At 30.8% G+C, this 25,562-nt stretch carries 24 protein-coding genes; 21 read left to right on the top strand and 3 right to left on the bottom strand.

Translation table 11 applies throughout. From position 1 onward, the window contains the following. Positions 1–98: 98 nt before the first annotated feature. From COL3_RS19365 to COL3_RS19355, 3 genes are all read left to right on the top strand, one after another. Positions 99–1,634: an L-lactate permease gene (locus COL3_RS19365; RefSeq protein WP_008424141.1), complete on the top strand. Its 1,536-nt coding sequence runs from the start codon at positions 99–101 to the stop codon at positions 1,632–1,634. Positions 1,635–2,039: 405 nt separating this feature from the next. After that, complete coding sequence (locus COL3_RS19360; protein ID WP_008424144.1) at positions 2,040–3,473, top strand: FAD-binding oxidoreductase; 1,434 nt, start codon at positions 2,040–2,042, stop codon at positions 3,471–3,473. 167 nt (positions 3,474–3,640) lie between these two features. After that, positions 3,641–4,780, top strand: a complete 1,140-nt coding sequence (locus COL3_RS19355) for an acyl-CoA dehydrogenase (RefSeq protein ID WP_008424146.1) — start codon at positions 3,641–3,643, stop codon at positions 4,778–4,780. A gap of 304 nt (positions 4,781–5,084) precedes the next feature. Here COL3_RS19355 and COL3_RS19350 read toward each other — a convergent pair whose 3' ends face one another. Further along, positions 5,085–5,972, bottom strand: a complete 888-nt coding sequence (locus tag COL3_RS19350; protein ID WP_008424148.1) for a 2-dehydropantoate 2-reductase N-terminal domain-containing protein — start codon at positions 5,970–5,972, stop codon at positions 5,085–5,087. A gap of 160 nt (positions 5,973–6,132) precedes the next feature. On the opposite strand from COL3_RS19350, the gene COL3_RS19345 reads away from it, so the two are divergent. The 3 genes from COL3_RS19345 (at position 6,133) to COL3_RS19335 (ending at position 8,805) form a co-directional block, all read left to right on the top strand. Beyond that, positions 6,133–6,723, top strand: coding sequence for a TetR/AcrR family transcriptional regulator (locus COL3_RS19345; protein ID WP_008424151.1), 591 nt, complete (start codon positions 6,133–6,135; stop codon positions 6,721–6,723). Between the two features lie 55 nt (positions 6,724–6,778). Next, the gene (locus tag COL3_RS19340; protein WP_008424154.1) at positions 6,779–7,744 is read left to right on the top strand and encodes an AraC family transcriptional regulator; all 966 of its coding nucleotides are present in this window, start codon (positions 6,779–6,781) and stop codon (positions 7,742–7,744) included. A 179-nt stretch (positions 7,745–7,923) separates the two neighbouring features. Then, complete coding sequence (locus tag COL3_RS19335; protein WP_008424156.1) at positions 7,924–8,805, top strand: SDR family oxidoreductase; 882 nt, start codon at positions 7,924–7,926, stop codon at positions 8,803–8,805. A gap of 56 nt (positions 8,806–8,861) precedes the next feature. Here the strand turns inward: COL3_RS19335 and COL3_RS19330 are convergent, their stop codons facing one another. Then, a complete protein-coding gene (locus tag COL3_RS19330; protein WP_008424159.1) occupies positions 8,862–9,425 on the bottom strand; it encodes a TetR/AcrR family transcriptional regulator in 564 nt (187 codons plus the stop codon). Positions 9,426–9,646: 221 nt separating this feature from the next. Here COL3_RS19330 and COL3_RS19325 point away from each other — a divergent pair, with 221 nt between their 5' ends. Both COL3_RS19325 and COL3_RS28900 read left to right on the top strand, forming a co-directional pair. Beyond that, positions 9,647–10,411: an EFR1 family ferrodoxin gene (locus COL3_RS19325; RefSeq protein WP_008424161.1), complete on the top strand. Its 765-nt coding sequence runs from the start codon at positions 9,647–9,649 to the stop codon at positions 10,409–10,411. A gap of 48 nt (positions 10,412–10,459) precedes the next feature. Continuing rightward, a complete protein-coding gene (locus tag COL3_RS28900) occupies positions 10,460–10,621 on the top strand; it encodes a hypothetical protein (RefSeq protein ID WP_180277964.1) in 162 nt (53 codons plus the stop codon). A 39-nt stretch (positions 10,622–10,660) separates the two neighbouring features. Here COL3_RS28900 and COL3_RS19320 read toward each other — a convergent pair whose 3' ends face one another. Next, positions 10,661–11,233, bottom strand: coding sequence for a Uma2 family endonuclease (locus COL3_RS19320; RefSeq protein ID WP_008424164.1), 573 nt, complete (start codon positions 11,231–11,233; stop codon positions 10,661–10,663). A 348-nt stretch (positions 11,234–11,581) separates the two neighbouring features. Here COL3_RS19320 and COL3_RS19315 point away from each other — a divergent pair, with 348 nt between their 5' ends. The 13 genes from COL3_RS19315 to COL3_RS19255 all read left to right on the top strand — a co-directional run bounded on the left by COL3_RS19315 (position 11,582) and on the right by COL3_RS19255 (position 25,440). After that, positions 11,582–12,205, top strand: a complete 624-nt coding sequence (locus COL3_RS19315; RefSeq protein ID WP_008424167.1) for a class I SAM-dependent methyltransferase — start codon at positions 11,582–11,584, stop codon at positions 12,203–12,205. Positions 12,206–12,339: 134 nt separating this feature from the next. Then, positions 12,340–13,644 (top strand): WYL domain-containing protein, encoded by a 1,305-nt coding sequence (locus COL3_RS19310; protein ID WP_008424169.1) that lies wholly within the window; start codon positions 12,340–12,342, stop codon positions 13,642–13,644. Then, the gene (locus COL3_RS19305) at positions 13,628–14,656 is read left to right on the top strand and encodes a WYL domain-containing protein (protein WP_008424171.1); all 1,029 of its coding nucleotides are present in this window, start codon (positions 13,628–13,630) and stop codon (positions 14,654–14,656) included. The genes COL3_RS19310 and COL3_RS19305 overlap by 17 nt, the downstream gene beginning before the upstream one ends. A 266-nt stretch (positions 14,657–14,922) precedes the next feature. Beyond that, positions 14,923–15,543 carry a DUF5052 family protein gene (locus tag COL3_RS19300; RefSeq protein ID WP_008424173.1) on the top strand — a complete coding sequence of 207 codons (621 nt, stop codon included), beginning with the start codon at positions 14,923–14,925 and terminating at the stop codon, positions 15,541–15,543. Positions 15,544–16,261: 718 nt separating this feature from the next. Continuing rightward, complete coding sequence (locus COL3_RS19295; RefSeq protein ID WP_008424176.1) at positions 16,262–17,713, top strand: TROVE domain-containing protein; 1,452 nt, start codon at positions 16,262–16,264, stop codon at positions 17,711–17,713. Positions 17,714–17,943: 230 nt separating this feature from the next. Then, positions 17,944–19,167, top strand: coding sequence for an RtcB family protein (locus tag COL3_RS19290; RefSeq protein ID WP_008424178.1), 1,224 nt, complete (start codon positions 17,944–17,946; stop codon positions 19,165–19,167). A gap of 29 nt (positions 19,168–19,196) precedes the next feature. Then, a complete protein-coding gene (locus COL3_RS19285; RefSeq protein WP_008424180.1) occupies positions 19,197–20,429 on the top strand; it encodes a hypothetical protein in 1,233 nt (410 codons plus the stop codon). A gap of 199 nt (positions 20,430–20,628) precedes the next feature. Beyond that, complete coding sequence (locus COL3_RS29390) at positions 20,629–20,895, top strand: nucleotidyltransferase domain-containing protein (protein ID WP_347474386.1); 267 nt, start codon at positions 20,629–20,631, stop codon at positions 20,893–20,895. A 545-nt stretch (positions 20,896–21,440) separates the two neighbouring features. Continuing rightward, positions 21,441–23,117: an AAA family ATPase gene (locus COL3_RS19275; RefSeq protein WP_008424185.1), complete on the top strand. Its 1,677-nt coding sequence runs from the start codon at positions 21,441–21,443 to the stop codon at positions 23,115–23,117. 63 nt (positions 23,118–23,180) lie between these two features. After that, on the top strand, positions 23,181–23,606 hold the full coding sequence (locus tag COL3_RS19270) for an SRPBCC family protein (protein WP_008424187.1): 426 nt from the start codon (positions 23,181–23,183) through the stop codon (positions 23,604–23,606). Between the two features lie 32 nt (positions 23,607–23,638). Continuing rightward, positions 23,639–24,523 (top strand): VOC family protein, encoded by an 885-nt coding sequence (locus COL3_RS19265; RefSeq protein ID WP_008424190.1) that lies wholly within the window; start codon positions 23,639–23,641, stop codon positions 24,521–24,523. Between the two features lie 318 nt (positions 24,524–24,841). Then, complete coding sequence (locus tag COL3_RS19260; protein WP_008424193.1) at positions 24,842–24,985, top strand: hypothetical protein; 144 nt, start codon at positions 24,842–24,844, stop codon at positions 24,983–24,985. Positions 24,986–25,131: 146 nt separating this feature from the next. After that, complete coding sequence (locus COL3_RS19255; RefSeq protein WP_008424194.1) at positions 25,132–25,440, top strand: nucleoside triphosphate pyrophosphohydrolase; 309 nt, start codon at positions 25,132–25,134, stop codon at positions 25,438–25,440. The last annotated feature ends 122 nt before the right edge of the window (positions 25,441–25,562 follow it).

The raw sequence follows: 25,562 nt of genomic DNA, 5'->3' as shown, positions 1-25,562 counted from the left end.
ACATTTATAAGCAAGTGGAGAGATAGAGAATAATAATGTAGTGGTCGTATCAATTTTGAAAAGGTTATAAACTTAAAATTGTATAGGGAGGAAAAGGAATGTTGTTTTTTAAATTCTTAATGGCTATATTACCTATCATTTGGCTTATAATTGCTCTTAGTGGGTTAAAAATGCCAGGTTATAAAGCTTGCTCAATTGCACTTGTTCTTACAATGGTTTTAGCTATTTTTTTCTGGAAATTGGATGTGATTTATACTGCTACAGGAGTATTGGAAGGAATACTCAACGCACTGTGGCCAATTTGCCTAGTTATTGTTGCAGCTTTGTTTACGTATAATTTAATTTTACGTACAGGTGCAATGGATTCCATAAAAAAAATGCTAGCAGGAGTTTCTAGGGATAAAAGGGTCTTAACCTTAATTATTGGATGGGGATTCGGTATTTTCATGGAAGGTATGGCGGGCTTTGGTACAGCAGTTGCTATTCCAGCATCTATGCTTGCGGGGCTTGGATTAAATCCATTTGCAGCAGTTATAGCATGTTTGGTTGGTAATACTGCTCCAACTGCATTTGGATCAGTTGGGATACCACTCGTAACGCTTTCGGCAGTAACAAAAGTTGGAGCTAATACACTAGCAGCAAATACAGGAATAATTGAAGCAATTATCTTTTTTATTACTCCATTTATTATGGTATGCATTGTAGGTGGTGGAATAAAGGCATTGAAAGGAGTATTTATTGTTACCTTAGTTGCTTCATTATCATTTCTAGTACCTGCATATATTACAGCAACAGTAATTGGTGCAGAACTTCCTGATATAGTAGGCTCCATTTGCTGCATGGTATGTACAGCTGTAGCAGCAAGAATCTTTAATAAAGAACATCAAGAAGAGTATTGCATTGAAGTTAACAAGAAACAAGAAGAAAAAACTATATCAATTAGTAATGCAGTACAAGCTTGGTGCCCATTTATTTTAATATTCTTAATGTTGATGTTTACGTCTACATTGTGTGCACCAATTCATGATGCAATTGCAGTATTTAAAACCAGCACAAGTGTATATGCTGGCAAAGGTGCTAATACGCTTACTTTTAGCTGGATTAATACACCCGGTATTATCATTTTTGTTGCAGCAATTATTGGAGGTTTTATTCAAGGTGCAAAAACATCAATGATGTTTGATGTATTACTTAATACATTAAAAGCAAATTGGAAAACAATAGCTACAATTTGTGCAGTTATGTCAACGGCAAAAGTAATGAGTTATAGTGGAATGATATCAGACATTGCAAGCCTTTTAGTTGTAGTTACAGGAGGAGCATATCCGTTAATTTCTCCATTAATTGGATCTATCGGAGGCTTCGTTACTGGTTCAGGTACATCAACCAGTGTCTTATTTGGAGGCTTACAAGTGCAAACGGCACAAAACCTTGGACTTTCTGCAGCATGGATGGGAGCAGCAAATACTCTTGGAGCAGGTATAGGAAAGATGATTTGTCCTCAAAGTATTGCAATTGGAGCAAGTGCAATTGGTAAATCTGGTTCAGAAAGTAAAATTTTAAGAAGTGCGTTTAAATATTATATATGCTATGTAGTTATTGCTGGAATCGTATGTTTTGTTGGAACACTTTAATTCAGTTTACAGTTAACAGGTAACAGTTCACAGTTAAGGAAGAAAAGCTTACAGTTTTTCTAAAATGAAGAATTTTAGAAATTACTATAAGGGATTTAGGGTAGTTAAGAGTTAAGTGTTGAAAGTTATGAGCTGAGGAAGAAAAGCTTGCAGCTTTTCTAAAATAAATAATTTCAAAAATTCCTATAAGAAATTTAGGATAGTTAAGGGTTGAGAGTTGAGATAGAAAAGCTTATAGCTTTTCAAAAATAAATAATTTAATCAAGTTTACAGTGAACAGTTTACAGTCGAAGGAAGAAAAGCTTGCAGCTTTTCTAAATAAATAATTTCAAAAATTCCGTAAGGGATTTTATCCAATAACTGTAAATTATGAACTGTAAACTGAATAAAGGAAGGATGATCATTATGGCTGAGTATAATCAATTAACAGAAGAATTAATTGCAAAATTACAGGAGGCAGCTCCAGGGCATATTCTAACAGGTAATGATATTAATGAAGATTATTGTCACGATGAAATGCCTATTTATGGGAAAGCTGCACCACAAGTTGTATTTATGGCACACTCTACAGAGGAAGTTGCTGCTGTAGTAAAAATATGTAATGAAAATAAGATACCAGTAACTCCAAGAGGAGCAGGAACAGGACTTGTAGGGGGAGCAGTCCCACTACTTGGAGGAGTTTTAATAGATATTACAAAGATGAATAAAATACTTTCTTACGATTTAGAAAATTTTGTTGTTCATGTAGAGGCCGGTGTTTTGCTAAACGATCTTGCAGAGGATTGTGCAAAGCAGGGATTATTATATGCTCCAGACCCTGGTGAAAAATTCGCCTGCTTAGGTGGAAATGTTGCAACAAATGCTGGTGGAATGAGGGCTGTTAAATATGGTGCAACACGAGACTATGTACGTGCAATGAAAGTTGTTCTTCCAACAGGAGAAATTACAGAATTCGGAGCTACAGTATCAAAAACAAGTTCAGGTTACAGCCTGTTGAATTTGATGATTGGTTCTGAAGGTACCCTTGGAATTATTACAGAGCTTACTTTAAAAATTATGCCAGCGCCAAAGGTAGTTGCTAGTTTGATTGTTCCTTTTGATAATTTAGATGATTGTATTTCTACAGTTCCTAAATTTAAAATGGAGCATATGAATCCGCAAGCAATAGAATTTATGGAAAGAGAAATTGTTTTAGCAAGTGAAAGATACATTGGAAAGAGCGTATTCCCACAAGTAATTGGTGGATTAACTGCAAATGCTTATCTACTTGTTACTTTAGATGCAAGTAATGAAGATGAATTAAATAATCTTATTGAGGAGGCAAGTGAAATAGTATTAGACTCAGGAGCAATTGATGTTCTTGTGGCTGATACCCCTGCAAAGATAAAAGATGCATGGGCAGCACGTTCTAGTTTCTTAGAAGCAATTATGGCAGAAACAAAGTTATTAGATGAATGTGATGTAGTAGTTCCAGTAAATAAGATAGCTTCTTATCTTGCTTTTGTAAATAAAACTGGTGAAGAGTGTGGAATAACAATTAAGAGTTTTGGACATGCAGGAGATGGAAATCTTCACATATACCAATGCAGCAATGATTTAGAAGAATCAGAATTTAAAACAAGAGTTGATAAGTTCTTCAAGATAATTTATGAAGAAGCAATAAAATGCGGTGGACTTGTTTCAGGGGAGCATGGAATTGGTAGTGGAAAAATGAGTTATTTGGCAGACAGTGTTGGTGAAGTAAATATGGAATTAATGAAAGGCATTAAAAAAGTCTTTGATCCAAATTCTATTATGAATCCAGGAAAAGTATGTTGTCCATTAGAAAAAATTAGCTAAAAAGGCAATATAATCGGTATCCCATAAAGTGAATCTTAGTTGAACTTATACCCTCAAGGGGCACCTCGTCTAGGGTCGTGCCACTGTTAGCTCAAGATTTGAAAAAGATTGAGTGTTACAGTGGCTAGACATCAGATAAAAAAGAAAAAGGAAGGCAGGAAATTAATATGAATTTTAAACAAGATGAAAATCATGAACAATTACAAGAAATGTATAGAGAGTTTGCAGAAAATGAGGTAAAACCAATTGCAAAAGAAATTGATGAAAGCATGCGCTTTCCAGAAGAAAATGTAGCAAAAATGGCTGAAATGGGCTTACTTGGTATTCCGTTTCCTGAAGAATATGGTGGAGCAGGAATGGACACCTTAAGTTATATACAATGTGTAGAAGAATTATCTAAATGCTGTGCAACAACAGGTGTTATTGTTTCAGCTCACACAAGTCTTTGTGCAACACCAATTTACACATTTGGTACAGAGGAGCAAAAAGAGAAATATTTAAAACCACTTGCTTCAGGTGAAAAATTAGGTGCCTTTGGATTAACAGAACCCGTTGCTGGAACTGATGCTTCAATGCAAAAGACAACAGCAGTCTTAGACGGAGATCATTATGTATTAAATGGAAGTAAAATCTTTATTACTAATGCAGGTTATGCAGATATATATATAGTTTTTGCAATGACAGATAAGAGTAAGGGAACAAAAGGTATTTCGGCATTTATTGTTGAAAAAGATTTCCCAGGTTTTTCTGTTGGAAGTCACGAATTAAAGATGGGAATCCGTGCATCTTCTACCTGTGAATTATTCTTTGATAACTGCATAGTACCAAAGGAAAATCTTTTAGGAGAAGAAGGCAAAGGCTTTGGAATTGCTATGGCGACTCTTGATGGAGGCCGTATTGGTATTGCTGCACAAGCTCTTGGTATTGCAGAAGGTGCAATAGAAGAGACTGTAAAATATGTTAAGGAACGTGTTCAATTTGGACGTCCTATATCACAATTTCAAAATACACAATTTGAACTTGCTCAAATGCGTGCGAATACAGAAGCTGCAAAACTTTTAGTATATCAAGCAGCATGTGCAAAAGATGATCATGAAAAATTTACACATTTGGCTGCTATGGCAAAATTATTTTCGGCTAGAAACGCTATGGATGTAACAAATCGATGCTTACAATTATTCGGTGGCTATGGATATACAAGCGATTATCCAATTGAAAGAATGATGCGTGATGCTAAAATAACAGAAATCTATGAAGGAACATCAGAAGTTCAAATGATGGTACTTTCAGGATGGATGCTTAGATAAGATATACTTAATTTGCTCTCTAGTTAGCATATGACAAAAATAATAGATTAAAGATGAGTCATATATTTCTTGTCATACAAGAAAGCAAAAGAAGCTAATACTGGTCCTATTAGCTGATTTTGCTCACTCAGTATAACGGGAAATAGGAAAACATGTGACCTACTATTTTTAGATTGTGCATTAAACCTATATAAACAAACTATAGGAATAACAAGTTCAACTATGTAATTTAGAGAACTTGTTATTTTCTATGTTTTAAAATAATGATTGTTTAAATCAAGGAATAATTCAGAATATGAAAATATTAAATAAGCATTTTTTTATGAAATATTTCGTCTAAGAGCAATATTTCTGCTTTTGCGCTTATAGCATGGTTTCCAAGCAAAACATCAATAGTAAAATCATTACTTAGCATCTGGCGGTACATAGTGATAATGTCATCCGCTGATAATTCTCCCATTGACTTTGTTTCTGGTGGGATTACTGGAATTCCTGCCTTAGCTACAAGGTGTATATTTTGTTTTAATTCTGTGGCAATCTTAAGTAAAGTGTTTTCGTTTTTTGCTGTCTCTATATCCATCATACCAGTATTAGTGTAAAAATGTTTTATAACTATAGCGGTTGCAGTATGGGAAACATGGAATGCCTTAATATTTTTTTGTATTTCATAATGCAAATTCGATGCTTCAAATATTTGAGCAAGTTCTGTCACTCTTTCAGTAATCTCACCATTTATTTCACCGAAAATGGTTCCTTGATGCTTTTCAGAACCAAATTGGGCATACAGAATACCATCTTTGATGTCGCCGCCAGCACCTGGAAATCCAGGAAGCAACCGATCACCTACAATTTCAAGCCAACGGTCATATCCCATGGTGTTGGTTAACGTGATAATGGTTTTGCTATGATTATTCTTAATTGCAGAAAGAGCAGATTCGGCCTGATCATAACGCACTGGTACAAAGATAAAATCGTAGATATCATTATCCTCTAGTTTTTCGATGGTCTTTAAGGATAAGTTCTTTATTACTCCATTATCGTTATACCGTAATCCATCCTTTTTTAGCGATTCCAGTCTCTTTCCTCGAGCTAATAATGTAACATCAAGTCCTGACTGTGCAAATCTAAGTGCATATATACTTCCAACTACACCTGCGCCAAATACTAAAATTCTTTTTTGTTTTATGTTCAATATTATCCTTCCTCTCAATAAATTAGTTACATGTTGTCTAAACAACACGTGTATGATATGATCATAATACGCCCCTCTTACTATTACAACCAGCAGATTAAGTGAAAAGTTGTTTAAGCAGCATATTTTAATATTTGATGTTTAGAAGGGAGATTATAATATGGTAAATCAGGAAGATCCAAGGGTCTTGCGAACACGACAATTAATAAGGGAAGCGTTTAGTGATTTGTTACAGAAGAAAGGCTTTGATGCAATTACCATAAAAGATATCGCACAAAAAGCTGCAATTAACCGTGCTACCTTTTATGCTCATTATGAAGATAAATATGCTTTGTTAGAAGAGATTATAGAACAGGCTTTTCATAGGATGTTTCCAAAGCAAATTATGAATGCTCAGGAGTTTACAGATGAAATATGCAATCAATTGATATTAATGACATACAACTACATTGTAGCTTTTTATAAGACATGTAGAATGGATTCCAAATCTATTGCTACCATTGTTGATGAAAAGATAAAAAATATGCTTAAGCAAATGATAGAAAGTATTTTTTTGAAAAGGGGCACTTTAAGTACTGAAGATAGCCTTAATATAAAAATAATTTCAGCTATGACATGCTCAGCTATTTATGGTGGCGTATACTCTTGGTTTAAAGACGGGAAAAATGATAAACTAGATTTACTAGTAGACGTTGTTCGTCCATATGTAATGAATGGGCTGGATATATATCGCAATAATAATAAATATTAGTTATATTTAAATAAATTCAGATAGATGATTTATATTTGGGAAGGGCGATTTAATAATGTTAGATAAATATAGTGAAGAACAATGGATAGCTAGTCAACAATCATCAACGGAAATGAATAGGCTAGCGTACTTAATCTACAATCATTCTCCGCAGGATGGTACCTTTAGTCAACGTATTTCTGGCTTGCATACCGTGCGTTACTCAAAAATAAGCAAGGATTGGGTTAAATCATTTTACTTTCCTTCTGTGATAATCGTTGCACAGGGAGTAAAGGCCGTTAGGATAGGAAAGGAAACCTTTCAGATAAGCAGAGGGTGTATGCTCATGATTCCTGTTGGGGTACCTGTTGCGCTAAAGACTATAAAGGCTAGTTCTAAAGAGCCGTTTTTAGCCATTGGATTAACTCTCGAGCTGGAAAAAATCGCAGAATTTGTCTCAAAAGTTTATCCCAAGGGGATACCACACGTACTGGCACGAAATGCAGGATATACCACAAACGCTGATGAAGGTATTATTAGTTCAGTGACGAGGCTTTTGGAATGTTTGAACAATTCCAGTGATACTGAATTAATTTCTCCAATTATTAAAGATGAGATTTTAATGCGGCTTTTGCGCAGCTCAATTGGTACTCAAATTGCCGAAATAGGCTTTGCGGATTCCAGGGTTCAGCATATTTCAAAAGCTATCCAATGGCTGTTAAATAATTTCGCAAGTCCAATGAAGGTTTCTGATTTGGCAATGATTTCTAATATGAGTGTTTCTGTTTTTCATAAGCATTTTAAAGAAGCAACATCCATGAGTCCATTGCAATATCAAAAAGTACTACGCCTACAGGAAGCTAGACATCTTATGCTATCTAAGAAAATGGATGCAGCGACTGCATGTCAGTTGGTAGGATATGCAAGTGCATCACAATTCAGCCGCGATTATAGCAATTATTTTGGAAATCCGCCAAGAAAAGATATTGCTATATTATATCAGCAGCTTAAAAAAACTGATCAAGCACATGATATTAAGTAGGAGAAATATCTTTGTAGCAAGAGAATCAGGCAATAAGTTGAGAGGAAACAGCAACAATTTTTTTAGGGCTTATCCTATAATGAATTTAGAGTATTTCATCTGACTAAGTTAAGTGCAATTTATTTCTTATGCTAAGGAGGATTTAACTCTAAATTAATAGGATTTAGGAGGAATTTATAATGCGTGTTTTTGTTACAGGGGCAACAGGTTTCATTGGTTCTGCTGTTGCTTGCGAATTAATTGGTGCAGGTCATCAGGTAGTGGGGCTTGCGCGTTCTGATAAGGCGGCTGAAGCACTGTTAGCAGCAGGTGCACAGGTACATCGCGGCTCACTTGAGGAGGTTGATAGTTTGCGCAGTGGAGCAGCTAATGCTGATGGTGTGATTCACTTAGGATTCAGCAATGATTTTTCAAATTTGGCTAGTGCATGCGAAAAAGATTGCATTGCCATCAAGACGCTAGGTGAAGCCCTAAAAGGATCAAATCGACCTTTGGTTACTACATCGGTGATTACACTTCTTAAGTCTGGGTGTATTGGAACAGAAAAAGATGAAACTGATCCAAATTCTGTTGGAGCACCTCGTATTGCTTCGGAGGAAGCTGCACTTTCATTTGCAGATAAAGGTGTACGTGTTTCAGTGGTGCGACTTGCTCCATGTGTGCATGACGAAAATCGCCAAGGTTTTGCTACAGCGTTGACTTATATTGCTCGTGAAAAAGGAATTTCGGCTTATGTTGGTGATGGACTCAACAGGTGGCCAGCTATACATAGACTGGATGCAGCGAAATTATTTAGAATGGCATTAGAAGCTGCTCCTGCTGGTTCATGTTTGCACGGTGTTGGCGAAGAAGGCATACATTTTAAGGACATTGCCGAAACAATCGGACATCGCCTGAATTTACCGGTTGAAAGTATTTCTAAGGAAGCTATAGATAAGCATTTTGGGTGGCTTGCACAGTTTACAATAAGTGATAATCCAACGTCCAATGCACTTACACAAAAGTGGTTAGGTTGGAAGCCTGAGGGACCTGCACTAATTTCTGATTTAGAGAGGAAATAAATTCAAAATTTAAACTCAAACATTTATTTATATAACAAATGTTTGAGTTGTTTTAATTAATACTGTGGCTGATGAATAACCTCAAAACGTTCAAATAACAACGACATTTGATTAACCATTTCTTCAGCTGAATAAGGCGTTGAATTTTTGATCCACCATTCCATTAGACCAACAGCTGCCGAAGCAACAAATTGAACAAGGATCTCTTTGTTCATAGTACTGTTATTGCCAGTCATGTCAATTGTATCATCGATGCTTTTTAGTGCTACTGACATTAGTCGATCTCTAAAAGCCGGAATACTTTTGTTGTTTAACATATTAGAATAGAAAAAAATGTTCTGCTGTAAATACTCAAATGTGCGAAGTAAAGAATCTTTTGAAGAAAAATTATCGATATCAGTGCCTAAATGGCAGATATCCACCAATTCATTTAGATGAATTTCTATACAATAATTCAATAAATCATATTTGTCTGAGAAATGAAAATAAACAGTACCTCGGTTTACATTTGCTAGGTCTGCAATTTCGTTAATAGTAATTTTCTCAAAATCTTTTTCTGTCATCAGCTTAATTAAAGCACCTGTAATGGCCTTTTTTGATTTTTCAACACGTCTATCCATAAAAATTCTCCTTAGTAATTTTAGTTTATTGAACACTAATAAGTGGTTTGTTGAATAACCAACAAATATGGTTATATTAACGATTGAATTAAATTAATAGTACTGATAGACTCAGTATATCCAACAAATGTTGAAAAAACAACAGATATTAAATTTAATTATAAATTGCATATAACCTTATATTAAAACAATCTATTAACATTATACGAGGAGAAATGATAATGAAAATATTTTATTTTACGGCTACAGGAAACAGCTTATATGTTGCAAAAAGAATTGGGGGAGAACTATATTCAATTCCACAGATGATAAAGGAAGGAAAATACGAATTTAAAGATGAAGTAATAGGATTTGTATTTCCATGTCATGGTTCAGGAATGGCTAGACTAGTTGCTAATTTTATAAAAAAATCACAATTTAAAGCTAGATATTTTTTTGCTATTATGACTTATGGTGGTTTATCATTTTCATCTCTGCGTCATATAGAAAGGGTTGGTAGTGAAGCAGGAATTAAGTTTAATTATACAAATGAAATACTTATGGTAGATAATTATCTTCCGAATTTTAAGATTGAGAATGAAATAAGAAAAAAGGACTCAAAAAAGATTGAAGAAAAAATTGATAATATAATAAATGATATTGCAAACAGGGAAAATAGGCTCATAAGAAAAGGGATTGCGTCAGACCTTTTATCTAAAAATGCTCGTCGTTTAGCTGATAAACTTAGTGACAATTACGATAAAAAATTTATTGTTCAAGATAATTGTACAGGCTGCAAGGTATGTGAAAAAGTTTGTCCTGCTCAAAATATTAAAGTTAAAGAAAAACCTGAGTTTACTCATCAATGTGAAACGTGCTTTGCTTGTATTCATCATTGTCCTCAAAATGCAATACATTTAAAATCTGAAAGAAGCAAAGCTAGATTTATAAATAAAAGTGTGAAATTAAAAGAAATTATTAATTCTAATAATCAAGGTAACGAATAGTTTATATTTGATGCTAATAATGCAAAATAGTGCTATAACAAAATATATATGTGTAATTTTGGAAGTAGAGATGAGTTAGCAAAAGGTCAATTGGAGCTTATAAAGAAGTTAGGTTACAAGTTCTGTGGCAAAGATAATTGGATTTATTTTAATTCTCATGAACCGGGATACAGGGAAATCTATAATAAAAACAAAGCTTCACTAAAATAAAAGTTAAGTGAAGCTTTTATTTAGAATTAAAAATAATGATTATAGATCAATAGAATTAAAGTCTATTTCTAGATCATCAAAGATGTTTACTTTAACTTTATCATTAAAGGTATAAGATGTAGGAGCATCATATCCATTTTCAGTTAATATATAAACTAATATATTATTTTTCATAGGATTAACAATCCAATATTCCTTAACCTTAAATTTCTCATATAAATACAATTTTTTTATATAATCATTTCTGGGATTTCCTGGAGATACAACTTCAACAATCATATCAGGGGAACCACTGCAACCACTATCTGTTAATTTACTTTTATCGCATATAACGGATATATCAGGCTGAACTATATTTTTACTATTAACTACGTCTTCATCATTATTTTTAAGTATTACATCAAAGGGTGCAGGATAAACTTCACACGAACCATTATTAGATTCAATATATTTTCTTATTTTATAAAGTATTTCAGTTATTATTTTCTGGTGTATTCTAGTTGGAGCTGGGCTCATATTAATAATTTCTCCTTCAATTATTTCAATACGTTCATTTTCATCAAAGGTGAGATAATCTTTATAAGTATAAGTTTTGACTGGATCTATTACCATGAAAAAACCTCCTTTATTTATAGTATTGCCTAATAGTTATTTATTTAAAATACTACAGATATATATCTATATCTATCATAATCTTTTAATAAAATAATAGCATTAATTAAGAGTTAATTCCATAAATTCAGAAGAAGATTTAAGCAATATACTTAGAATATGAGATGAAATTATTAGTAAATAAATTATGTGCTATTAATTTAGAGTTTATAAAAATAAGCTCTTATTTTTTTGTTGAAGAATATGCTTTTATGGTAAAATATATCCATAAAAAAGTTTACGTATTGTTATGTAGAAATTAAATGGATAGAACATACAAATTTTAAAGAATAAATAGGAGAAAAGCTAATGGATAACAATAAGTTCTGGGATAATATTTATAAAAGTAAAAGTGCAAAGAAACCAACTTACGATTTATGGTTAGATAAGTATATTGACATTTTAGAAAAAAACAAGGATAAGGAAATAACCGATTTAGGCTGCGGAGCTGGTGGAGATACTTTATATTTAACTGAAAGAGGATATAAGGTTATTGCTTGCGATTATTCAGAAGAAGCACTAAAGATATTAAATGAATTCATACCAGAAGTAAAAACAATTCAACTAGACCTTGCGAAAACTTTACCTTTTGAGAAGGAAAGTATTGGATTGATAATAGCAGATTTATCCCTTCATTATTTTAATGATGAAACAACTAAAAATATAGTTAAAGAAATAAAAAGAGTATTAAAACCACATGGATATTTGCTTGGAAGAGTTAACTCTGTAAATGATTTTAATTATGGAGCAAGAAGTGGCACGGAAATAGAAAAGAATTTCTATTTAACAGAAGAGGGCTATAAGAGGTTTTTTTCTGAAGAAGATATTTGGTGTTATTTTGAAGATTTTATTATTGAAGTTTGCGCAGAAAAAAGTATTATGAAATATGGAAATGAGAAAAGAGCTTTTGAATTTGTTGTTAGAAATATATAGTTTCATTTCTTGTTAGTAAAATAGGAGGATTTTATGGGAAAAAGTTAATGGAAGTCTTGTTTGGACTTGCTGATTCTTTAGGATAAAGTATATATGAGACAAGGAACTATAATATTAAATTTTGTTAAGCAAAGGTGGGGATTTTTATTTTTCCAGATTTTATTAAGCATTATGATTTAATACGTTCAATTCTTAGGGATGTTTTTTTATATGGATGTTTTTCAAAAGGTGATTTAGAAAATAAAAATCATGGAAGCTCAAGAAAAGTCAGTTATGAGATGCGTCGAATTAAACAATATATAGAAAATGATTTTATTAAAATAGATAAGGATGGAAAAAATAAATTATTAAGTTTAAGTTATGATGATATTTCAAATACAAAAAATTTTTTGGTTAATACGTATTTAAGTAAGAGTTTTACTAAAACTGATATTATCTTATATTATTACTTGCTCTTAATTTTAAACTATAATAACGAACCTATGAACTTATCAGATATTGAAAATCAACTTGTAAGTAAGGAATTAATAGATTATGAAAATATAAGCAGTAAAACTATAGAAAGAAAGCTTAATGAATTAGTAAGTTCTATGGAAATTGTAGCAGCTAAGAAGAATGGGCGAGTTAAAGAGTATTACATTTCAGAGGATATACTAAAAGAACTTAATAATGAAGAAATTCTAAGGCTTTATTATATAGTAGACTTATATAAAAATATTATCTTTCCTAATGTAAGCGGGCATTATTTTTATGACACATTAAGTGATTACATGGAGTTTGAACGAAATATAATACCAAAGGATAACAATTGTTTCCAATATAAAAACTTGCATTTTCATCCTGTAATAGAAGAAGAATTAATTTTGAAAATTATGACAGCAGTTGAAAATAGAAATGAGATAAGACTTAAGAATAATTGTAAAACTACACGTGTCAAAAGATATGATAATGAAGTAGTTAGACCCTTTAAGCTAAGATATGATATTGAATGTGGCAGGTTTTACGTCTTTTCATTTACTAACAACGGACGATGTGTTAGTGCTAGGCTCGATAGGAAAGATGATGTTGAGGTATTAAAAACAAGATTTAATTATGAGGAATATGAGGAAAAGTATAAATTAGCTATGGAGAAAAGTTTTTCAAGTGTACCTCATAACACTGATGCTTCCTATGAAGAAGTGGAATTTGAAGTTGAAATTAATTCCATAAATGAATATTATATAGTTGAAAAGATAAAAGGGGAGCTGGGGGAGTGCGCTTTTGAGGAGATAAGTGATACTACCTATTCCTTTAAAAAGATAGTAAATGATGCTTGGGAAATGATCCCGTGGATTAGAAAATATGGTGGTTATTTAAGGGTTATTTCGCCTAGGTATCTTCATAAGAAAATAAAAAATGATTGGGAGGATACGCTTAATAATTATGGAGTTATTTCATGAATACAAAAATAAATATTTTCATTTAGTATTTAGAATTTTAAATCTATCAAAAAATGGACTTTATAAAGATGAAATTATAAGGCTTATTGAAAAAGAGGAATATGATGAAAAAATAATAGGCAAAGACTTTAAAACCTTTGAAGGAATGCTTTTAAATCAATATAGCAAAATAGATAATTTTAATTTATTGGAAGAAAGAGATGGAAAGTATTATAGTATTTTAAATAATGAAGATAGTGTACCTCTTAAAGTTAGATTTTCAAAGCTAGAAAAATCCTGGCTTAATGGAATGATTAAAGAACCAGTAGTACAAGCTTTACTTGGAAAAGGAACTTTAGAAAAATTGGAAGCAGCCTTGATAGAGGTAAAAGAGGGAAGTAATCAAGTAATAGAATTTACAAACAAGGTAAAAAATGATTTTGAGCTTGATTTAGAAAAATTAAGTAAGGATTTTTATACTATTTTAGAAGGAATAATTAATGAGAAGCCTATTATATATTCAAATGTAGATAAAAACGGCAATGAATATAATAACCAATTAGCTCTTCCAACTAGAATTGAGTATTCATTAAAAGATGATAAATTTAGAGCATCCCTATATTCTTTAGAAGAGAAGCGGTCTATAATGGTTAATTTACATACCTTAAAGGAAGTTAAAATAGCACAAAATGTTAATTCAAAAGTAAAAAGAGAAGATGTGCTTAAGAAATTAAAGGAAAAGAAATACTCAGAAATTCCAATTACAATTGAACTTGAAGATATTAGGGGAGCTATGGAAAGATGTTTTATGAGTTTTTCCTCTTTTGAAAGAAATTCCAGGACTATTTCAGAAAATAAATATGAAATAGATATTTATTATTATACCTTTGAAGAAGATGAGATCATAAGAAAAATAATGTCTTTAGGTCCATATGTTAAAGTTAAGGAACCTGATAGAGTTAGAGAGATTGTTATTGATAAGATTAAAAGGGCACTTATGTTTGAAACTACAGAAAGCATAGAGAACTCTTAAATATATTAAATAATTCCCAATAGAGCTGGAAGTTAAAGAAAACCTTCTAGCTTCTCTATTCTTTGGGAAATTATAATGCAGTCAAAGCTTTGAATAACGTTTGAAATTAGCAGAAACACACAGTCTTAGAAGCAGATTATTTTATCTCATTATCTTATGCATATTAGTCACATTCAAAATATAATGTGATAAAAGATGAAATTTAAAGTAAGAATTTGTATTTTTATAGAATTTTATATACAATAATCAGTAAGGGGGTATGTATAATGAAAAAAAGGTTTAAACTAATAGTTCTAGTTATTGCTATTTCTCTAATAGGAATATCTGCATTTGGATGTGCTAAGATAAAAGATATAGCTGGAAAAATTAAAGGTGATTTAGTGGGACAACAATTTACTGTAACCACATATGATGATTATGGAAATAAAACATTAACCGTAGAAGGTAAGAAAGTTACAGTAGGATTGTTGCAAAGTAGTGATAATTTTGATAAAAAGCCTGCAGAATTTAAATCAGAAGTATTAGAAGTCACAGTTAATGGAAATCAAATGTTTCAAGTTGGGAATACGGTAATATTTGCTGAAAACGGATTAGATATGATTGAAGGTTATGATGTTCCAAAGGATGTTAATGTAGATAAGGGAGGCGGTTATGTTCCACTTGATAGATATGTTAATGATGTTAAAAATAAAATAGGAAAAGAAAAGACAATTATTATAAGCTCACAACAGGGGATTCCTATAGGAGTATATCAAGGAAAGGATGTCTATGTTACCATACCAGATGATTTACCTAAAATGACTCGAATAAATATAGATGGAAAAACATTATATATTCATAGAGCTAATTATACTATACTTGACAGTGAAATGATAAAAGGTAAATAACACAGTGGACAAGTATATAAAAACATTATGACAGGAGATATTCAAAGCAAGACTTAAACTTATGATATAGCTTACTGAAATAAGTAAGATATATTTCAAGGTATAAATTCAATTGGTAAATTATTTATCTATAATAAGGAACATGTAAAAAAATAATAAGTCTATGTGCTAAGTGCAAATACTAATCCAAATGTATGTGGATAGTATTTGCATTTTTTATTTTACAACATATATTCAAATTAAATTTATGCAGATTATTTGTTATTTAAGTGGGTACATGTGGAATATCTAGTTGGGGTTAATGGATTATATTTCAAAGATGCAAAGTTTTTGTCTGTAAGAAAATTATAGAAATAATATAATAAATATTGTAGTCAAGAGAACAAAATATGGCAGTGTATATTTAAGTTACTTCGTTCAGGGCGTGGTAATATTGGTTCGAATCCAGTTGCGTATGAAATATATGTATAGTCAAAGTGGTAAGACACCACGAGAATACTTAAATAGCTTTTTTCTCCATATTAAAATAAGGGCAGTGCAGAAAAGTGTTACTTCGTTATTTGGGTTAATAAAGTGAATTTGCTGCAACTATGATTGCAGCTAACACTTTTCGCCTTTCTCCCTTTAAATAATTAGTTATAGGACTTTATTGTGAAAAATATAAAATTATCTAAAATAAAATATTATTGAACTTCAAAATTGAAAGGAGCAAATTAAAATGTCAAAGTTTAATAGTTTTAAGAATACAACAAAAAATCATGAAGGCCATGTGGCTTTTAAAATGGAACTAAAAGAAAAACTAATAACTGAAGTTTTAACTAGCTTCTTTAATGAAGGAAAATATTATGGAGATAATTCTTTAGAAATAGTTAATGATTTAAGAAATGTTATTAAGATAGATCCAAAATTTGTAGCAAATTTAGCTATATATGCTAGGAAAGAAATTCATTTAAGAAGTGTATCTCATGTTATGGCTGCAGAGCTTGCTCATGATATGCAGGGAAAGAAGTATGTTAGAAGAGTTCTAAATGAAATAGTTGAAAGAGTAGATGATATGGCAGAAATTTTAAGTTATTACTTAAATGTGTATGGCAAACCAATTCCAAACTCACTCAAAAAGGGTTTAAGTGATTCTTTCATAAGATTTGATGAGTATTCTATTGCAAAATACAATAGAGCAAAGGAGATTAAGCTTAAGGACATAGTAAATTTAGTTCATCCAAAGCCAAGTACAGATGAGCAAAGCGATATGTTTAAGAGATTACTTGAAGACAAATTAGAAACACCTTTTACATGGGAAACAATGCTTTCAAGTGAAGGCAATAACAAGAATACCTGGGAAAAACTAATTGATAGCAATAAGCTTGGTTATATGGCTATTCTTCGTAATTTGAGAAACATTATTAAAGCTGAACCAGATAATATAGAAAAGGTATATGAAATTTTAGAAAATGAAAATAGGGTTAAGAAAAGCAAACAATTACCTTTTAGATACTATTCAGCATTTAAAGTATTATCAAATGAAGGTCTTGGAACATCAAAAATTTATGGTACTCTCGAAAATGCAATTAGATTTTCTACAGACAACATAGAGCGACTTAGTGGTAAGACTTTTATATCAGCTGATGTATCAGGTTCTATGAGAAGTACGTTAAGTGGAAAAAGTGATACTACTTGTGCTGAAATAGGCACTATATTAATGGCGATCGCAAATAGCATTTGTGATGAAGCTATAACAAGTACTTTTGATACAAGGTTTAAAATAACGCCACTTGCAGCTACAAATGGAATTATAGCTAATGCAAATTCTATAAGGGTTACAGGCGGAGGGACAAATCTTTCATTACCAATACATCATTTGTTAGATAATAAAATTTATGTTGATAGAATAATAATTCTATCAGATAACGAAATAAATTATGGATATGATAGAGTATGCCAAGATTTGATAAATCAATATAGGCAAAGAGTAAATCCAAATGTTTGGGTCCATGCAATTGACCTTTTAGGTTATGGTACTCAACAATTTAAAGGGGAGAAGGTAAATATAATTGCAGGCTGGAATGAAAAGATATTAGAATTCATACCAAATGTGGAAGCTGGGCTTAGCAATATAAAAGAAAAAATTGAAGATTATTATTTTAAGGAAGAATTAAAATCAATTATATGAAAATATAGGGGAAGTGTATATTTAAGTTACTTCGCTGTTAACGATAGATGTCACCGGTTCGAATCCGGTCTTATAATTATCAGAAATTATAAGTAGCTCAGGTGGTAGAGCACTAAATACTTAAATAGTTTTTCTCCCCTTAATTTTAAAGTTATATATTGAAAAATGATTTCTTAATAAATTGGTGGCAGTCACTAATCTATAAAAGATAAATTAGAGGAGAAATATTTATGATAGAAGTTAAAGGAAAATATAATACTGCAAAAGTATTTGCAGATAATATAGAAATAGAAGCAATTGAACAATTAGAGGAATTATGCAATCAGCCTTTTGTAGAGGGCTGCAAGGTTAGAATAATGCCAGATACTCATAAAGGGGCAAGCTGTGTTATTGGATTTACAGCAGATTTAGGCGATAAGGTTATTCCTAATATTGTAGGAGTTGATATTGGATGTGGCATGTTAACTGTAAATTTAGGAAGAGTAGATGTTGATTTAGAAAAGTTAGATGATATCATCCATAAATATGTTCCTTCAGGAATGAAGGTTCATGAAGGAAGAATTGTTAGGTTTCCAGAATTGCAAAATTTAAAATGCTTTAGAAGCTTGAAAGATACTAAAAGGATTGAAAGAAGTATTGGTACCTTAGGTGGAGGAAACCACTTTATTGAATTAAATGAAAGTGCTGATGGCACTAAATATCTTGTAATTCATTCAGGAAGCAGAAATTTGGGAAACCAGGTAGCTAATATTTATCAAAATTTGGCTATAGCTTTATGCAGTGGTAAAGGAGCTTATTTTGTTAAAAGAGATAAGATAATTAGCGAATATAAAGCTGCTGGACGTAGAAAGGAAATCCAAAAAACTTTAAGAGATTTAGAAGCATTATATAATGACTTAATGCCAAGCTATCCAAAAGAATTATGCTTTTTAAGTGGAGATTACAGAAAGGATTATTTAAATGATATGAATATCTGTCAAGAGTATGCTGTTTTAAATAGAGACACTATGGCAGATATAATTTTAAAGAAGCTCCTTGGAAAAGGCTTTGAAGAATTTGAGTCATTTTCTACTACCCATAATTATATAAATTTCAAGGACAATATAATTAGAAAAGGAAGTATTTCAGCTTATGAAGGAGAAAAAGTATTAATTCCACTTAATATGAGAGATGGAAGCATAATTGCTATAGGAAAAGGAAATCCAGATTGGAATTATTCAGCACCACACGGGGCAGGGCGTATTATGAGCAGGACTAAAGCTAAAGAAAAAGTGAGTTTAGAGGATTTTAAGGCTTCAATGGAAGGGATTTTTACAACTTCGGTTACAGAAGCAACACTTGATGAAGCTCCAATGGTATATAAGCCTAAGGAAGAAATACTTCAAAATATTTCTGAAACTGTTGATATTATTGAAATAATTAAACCAATTTATAATTTTAAGGCTCAAGGGTAATTAAAATAATTAAAAGAGGAAGTGGAATTATGAAATTGGCAGAAGTTTCAGAACTTCAGAAAATAAATAATGCAGATATTTTATTTAAAGTAAAAAATGGTCATGGAAAATTAAAAATGAAATATGTTAAAGATGAAAATGATAATGTAAAAGAAGCGTATTTTTTAGGGAATACTCCTTTAGTTATGACTAATTCACAATATTGTCCAACTTGTTCACTTTTAATTCAGTTAGCAGAAGGCAGAGAAAAGGTCGATAGTGAAGTAATTAAAATATTAAACAATATTAATTCAATACAAAATATAGAAGATGGATTTGAAAAAATAAAGCCCATACTATCACTACTTGACAATGGATATTATGTTTTAAAAGAAATTGAGTTAGTTCCAACAGATGGAGAAGGAAATTTTTTTTGGAAGTTAGATGGTGTTAGTCAAAATTATAATGCAAGTGCAGATTTATATTATGACTGCAAATGCGTTGCTGGAGTACCAAAATTTATGGTGCCATCTCAAGGAATGGAGTGCTATAACAAAGAAAGAGTTGATTATTACAGAGAAAGAATTAAGAATGGTGAAAAATTATTTGGGATTGCAATTGAATTAAGAGGATTTATGGCATTATTAATTGATGGTCACCATAAAGCAACAGCCGCATATTTAGAAGGAAAAAATCTTAGTTGCATTACTGTAATTAATCCATATTCGTATAGATATAATAATGGGGAAGAAGGAATTCGTTATTTACATGAAGATATTCCATTTAGTAAATTAAATAGTGGTAAGGAGATAAAAGGATTTTTTAATAATAGGAATAGTAGCAAGAATAATTTTGACCATAATTATCAAGAGGTTATTTTAGGAAATAAACAGTCTATTGCTATTAACTTAATAAGTCCTAAAAGGGAATTTATAGACTATAAAACTTTTGCTTTATCTACAGTGGCAGAAGATACATCAGATAATAAAATTTTAGAATTGTTAAATTACATTGGAGAAGATCCCATAGAAGAATTAGAGTATATATTTTATAACCTTGAAGTAAATAATAAACCAAAAGCTAGAGAACTAAGCATTAAGATAATTAATAAAGAAGAATTTCAAAGTTTATGGGGCATTTGTATTAATTTCTTGACCCAATATAATGATGAAGAGGTTCAAGATTTATTTGTGAATTTCTTAGTAGAGAAGGAAGCATATAGCTGCATTGGGTATGATGATATGAAAGATATGATTGATGATTACTTTAGGAATATTTTATAGAATCAAATTTAATATGCGATATAGTCAGAAGTAACTAAATGCAAGGCTGAATTATGAATAGTTATAAATAAACAATAAATTAAATTTATTTTAGATATTTTGAATTCATATGGGGGCATAAATGAACAGGGTAACAAAGGAAATTTTAAATAAAGAAGAATATAAATTCATCCATTAAAATGAAAATTTAGGAGAAAACATCATTTATTTGACACTTTCAGGATCAATAGGATATGGAACTAATTTAGATAGTAGCGACATAGACTTAAGAGGAATTACAATTGAAAGAAAAGAAAATATGTATGGATTTCAAAGCTTTGAACAATTTGAAGATACAGTAACAGATACTGTTATATATATGATTGGTGTATATAGCTTGGGTGATAGTGAAAAAGAGTTTTTGAAGGTTAGGTATAATAAGCACATTGCTTGTAATAATTGCAAACAGTGTGCTTATTTATACTAAAATTCTTACTTGGATTGACTGCAACATCTGAAAGGCTTTATTCAAAAGAAAGTTAAAGGGAAGTAGTTTAAGTATTAAGAAATGTCGAAAAATAATTTGATAGTAAATACTAAGTGATATTGATTATTAAGTAATAAAATGTTATTATAAATATATACAAAAGATATAAAAAATATACAGAAGATATTAAGTTGTATACAAAAGATAAAATGTTTAGAAGCACAATAATACCCTCCACTCTCTTTATCCCCTAAAGTTTATATAGATTATGCAGTCATTAATTTGACTGCATCTATTTTTAGGTTCAATAAAAAATGGTTAGCTTACACTTTTAACCAACATTTAATTTATTATAAAAAGATTTTGTTATATAAATAAAGAAAAAAGCAAACATTCTAATTTCGGAAGCTAGGGAGCCAAACAAAAAGCAATTATTATAGTTGTTATTTGTTTGGCTCTTTATTATTTTAAGTAAGTATAATATGGGTTATAATATACTATAACAAGAAATGGGAAAGAAATGAAAAAGAAATGGAAGTGATGAAATGGAATTTAAACCACTGCCAATAGGAATAGATAATTTTGAAAAATTAATAACTAGAGGTTATTACTTTGTTGATAAAACTTTACTTATAAAAGATTTATTAGATAATAAATCAGATGTTAATTTGTTTACAAGACCACGAAGGTTTGGAAAGACTTTAAATATGAGTATGCTTCAATATTTCTTTGAAAATAAAGGGAAAGACAATTCTTATTTATTTGAGGATTTAAAAATAATGAAGGCAGGAGAAAAATACACATCCCATATGGGAAAATATCCTGTAATTAATTTGTCGTTGAAATCTGCTAAACAGCCAACCTTTGAATTAGCACTAAAGTGTATCAAGGATGAGCTTGTAGATGAATTTAGACGCCATGATTATATTTTGAAAAGTGACAAATTAGTCAAAGAAAAAGAAGAATATGAAAGAATAGAAAGAAAAGAATCCAATGAAGAACTTTATATAACAGCCCTAAAATTTTTATCACAATGTTTAGAAAAGTATCATGAAAAAAAAGTTATCATACTTATAGATGAGTATGATGTACCCCTTGAAAATTCATTCTTTGAGGGCTTTTATGACCAAATGATTGCTTTCATAAGGTCGCTTTTTGAATCAGCGTTAAAAACTAATAGTTCCTTAGAATTTGCTGTAATAACAGGATGCCTTAGAATTTCTAAAGAAAGCATTTTTACAGGCCTAAATAATATAGAAATTATCTCTATATTAAATAAATCATATGATGAATACTTTGGATTTACTCAAAATGAAGTTGATAAAATGCTTGAAGATTATAATTTGAATGAAAAAGATACCTTAGTAAAGGAATGGTACAATGGATATATTTTTGGAGGTGCTGAGGTTTATAATCCGTGGAGTGCAGTAAGATTTGTAAAAGATTTAGTAACAGACCTCAATACATTTCCATCTTCCTATTGGGCAAATACAAGTTCAAACAGCATAGTTAAAAGTCTAATAGAAAAAGCAGATACAGCAACTAAAAAAGAAATCGAGCTGTTAATTGAAGGGAAAGCTATAGAAAAGCCAGTACATGAAGATATAACCTATGATGAAATTTACGATACAATGGATAACTTATGGAACTTCATGTTCTTTACTGGATATTTTAAAAAAGTTAATGAAAGAATGAACAGTGAAGATAATAGATACTTGGAATTAAGTATCCCCAATAGAGAAGTTAAATATATTTTTAGAACTAAAATTCTAAAATGGTTTGAGGAAAAAATAAAAGCTAAAGATTTAAGTGTTTTATATACTGCAATCTTTAATAAAGATAGTGACACTTTTCAAAAAGAACTAAATAAACTTTTAAGAGAAACCATAAGCTTTAACGATGCATATGAAAATTTCTATCATGGTTTTGTTGTAGGTGTTCTCTCTAATATGCATGATCATATAGTAAAATCTAACAGAGAGACTGGTGATGGACGATGTGATATTTATATAAAATCTCCATCAATCTTCGAGCCAGCAGTAATAATAGAACTTAAAGTTTCTGATAATCCTAAAGAAATCTTTAGGAAATGTGATGAAGCATTAGAACAGATAGAAGAGAAAAAATATGAGTTAGAGCTTAAAGAAGAAGGCTATGAAGATATAATTAAATATGGAATTTCTTTTTATAGGAAAGACTGTATTATTAAATTAGGTCAATAGTTATAAGAGAATTGTTCTAATATAGAATCACAAAAAGAAATGATAAGACGAGGAGAGTAGTAGATGAAAGATAAGCAAACAATAACTATAAAAGCAACTATTAATGCACCTATAGAAACAATTTGGCAATACTTTACAGAACCAGAACATATAAAAAAATGGAACAACGCTTCAGAGGACTGGCATACCACGGTTGCAGAAAATGATTTAAGAGTTGGAGGTAAATTTCTTTCAAGAATGGAAGCAAAAGATGGAAGCTTCGGCTTTGACTTTGGTGGAGTTTATGATGAAGTAAAATTATATGATATTATAACTTACACATTAGGCGATGGAAGAAAAGTTAGTATAGATTTTTTCAGCAGTGAAAATAAAACAGAGGTAACTGAGACCTTTGAAGCTGAGAGTACTAATTCCATTGAGATGCAGCAGATGGGCTGGCAGGCAATTTTGGATAATTTTAAAAGCTATACAGAGAGAACAACCTTATAGATAGAATAACATGATTTATGGAGGAGATTACTATGCAAAAAATAGTTCCACATTTATGGTATGACAAAGAAGCAAAAGAAGCAGCTATGTTTTATACTAGTTTATTTGATCAATCAAAATTATTAAATGTAACAGTAATAGAAAATACTCCATCTGGAAATGCAGAGCTTGTTAGTTTTGAACTGGCTGGACAACAATTTGAGGCTATTAGTGCAGGGCCTTTCTTTAAATTTAATCCGTCAATTTCTTTAATGGTAGCTTGCTACTCTGTAGAAGAAGTAAATGCTAAATGGAAAGCATTATCACAAGGTGGGAAGGAGTTAATGCCTCTTGGTGAATATCCTTTTAGTAAGTGGTATGCTTGGGTTGAAGACAGATATGGTTTGTCCTGGCAGCTGATGCTTGTAGATAATGGGCAAATCACCCAAAAGATCACTCCTAACTTGCTTTTCTCAAATCAATCATGTGGGAAAGCAGAAGAAGCAGTGAAGTATTACACTGAAATATTTGAAAATTCAGAAATAGGAACTATTAGCAGATATGGAGAAGGAGAAGCAACTTCACCAAAGGCAAAGATAAATTATGCTTCCTTCAAGCTTAATGGTGTTGATTTTTCTGCAATGGATAATGGCTTTGATGTGGATTTCGGTTTTAACGAGGCATTTTCTATGATTGTAAACTGTGAAAATCAACAGGAGATTGATTATTTTTGGGATAAACTTTCACACGTACCTGAGGCAGAGGAATGCGGATGGGTAAAAGATAAATTTGGAGTTTCGTGGCAAATCATACCAACAATTATGAAAGACATGATGAGATCTGATGATAGAGAAAAGATAAAGCGAGTAACCGAGGCGTTTCTGAAAATGAAAAAATTCGATTTAGGAGTTTTGGAAAAGGCTTATAATGGTCTTTAATAGAAAATAATGGCTATGCCTCAAGATGTAACAGAAGTAATAGGTACAGAAATATTTGATATGAATTCAATTGATGAACTTAAGAATTATTTTTAGTTCATAAGTAAATTTATTAGTATAAAGATACTCAAAAAAGACTTTTTAGCAGGATTATTGAAATTTCTGAAAAAATAATGCGCAATTATAAGATATACATGGGATATATTTAAAAATAGATTTTGTAAGAGCTTATGTTAAGTAAGTTCTTATTTTATGCTAAAATATATAGGATGAGATACTAGGTGGTTTTGGTAATGAAATACATAAAGAGGTGTTAGAATGACTAGAAGATCAAGAGTTAGATATAATTTGAGTGATTTAACAGGACAAAAAGCTCCTTCTGGGGAAGATATAAATAATATACTTAGAGCAGCAGATGAAATTATCATAAATCATACCATATCTAAATTAAAATCTGTTTAATTAGAATGATTAGAGAGCATATATGGAATAGATTAATTTTATATTATTTATAGGGAGTGTATTTTTAATCATGGGAATTATATTGTTTTATAAGGATTATAAGAAAAGGAAGAATATATAGTCTCTTTAGGAAGAGGTGAACTTTAATGAAGATATACAATAAATTAGTAAGAGATAAAATACCAGAAATTATAAAAGCCGATGGAAAGAAATGTGATACTTTAATTGTATCTAAAGAGGAAAAGTACAAACTTTTAGAAGCTAAATTACAAGAGGAAGTTAATGAATTTTTAGAAGATAAAAATCTTGAGGAATTAGCAGATGTAATGGAAGTCTTGTTTGGACTTGCTGATAGCTTAGGGTATAGTGAAGAAGAACTCGTAAAGGCTAGAGAAAAGAAGAGAGAGGAACGTGGGGGATTTAAAGAAGGGATTGTACTTAAAAGTGTAAAATAATTTTTTTAAAATTTTTTTGTTAAATTTCATTTTTAATCATATATCCTTTATAGATAATTTATTTATATAGGAGTGTGTTAAAAATGAGAGAAAGAAAATGTGTAAAAATTAATGTGAATATG

It is taken from the genome of Clostridium sp. LS, assembly GCF_002760435.1.
In the GTDB taxonomy this organism is placed as follows: domain Bacteria; phylum Bacillota; class Clostridia; order Clostridiales; family Clostridiaceae; genus Clostridium.
Note: the sequence above shows the minus strand (reverse complement) of the source record. Positions and strands in the feature narration are given on the sequence as shown.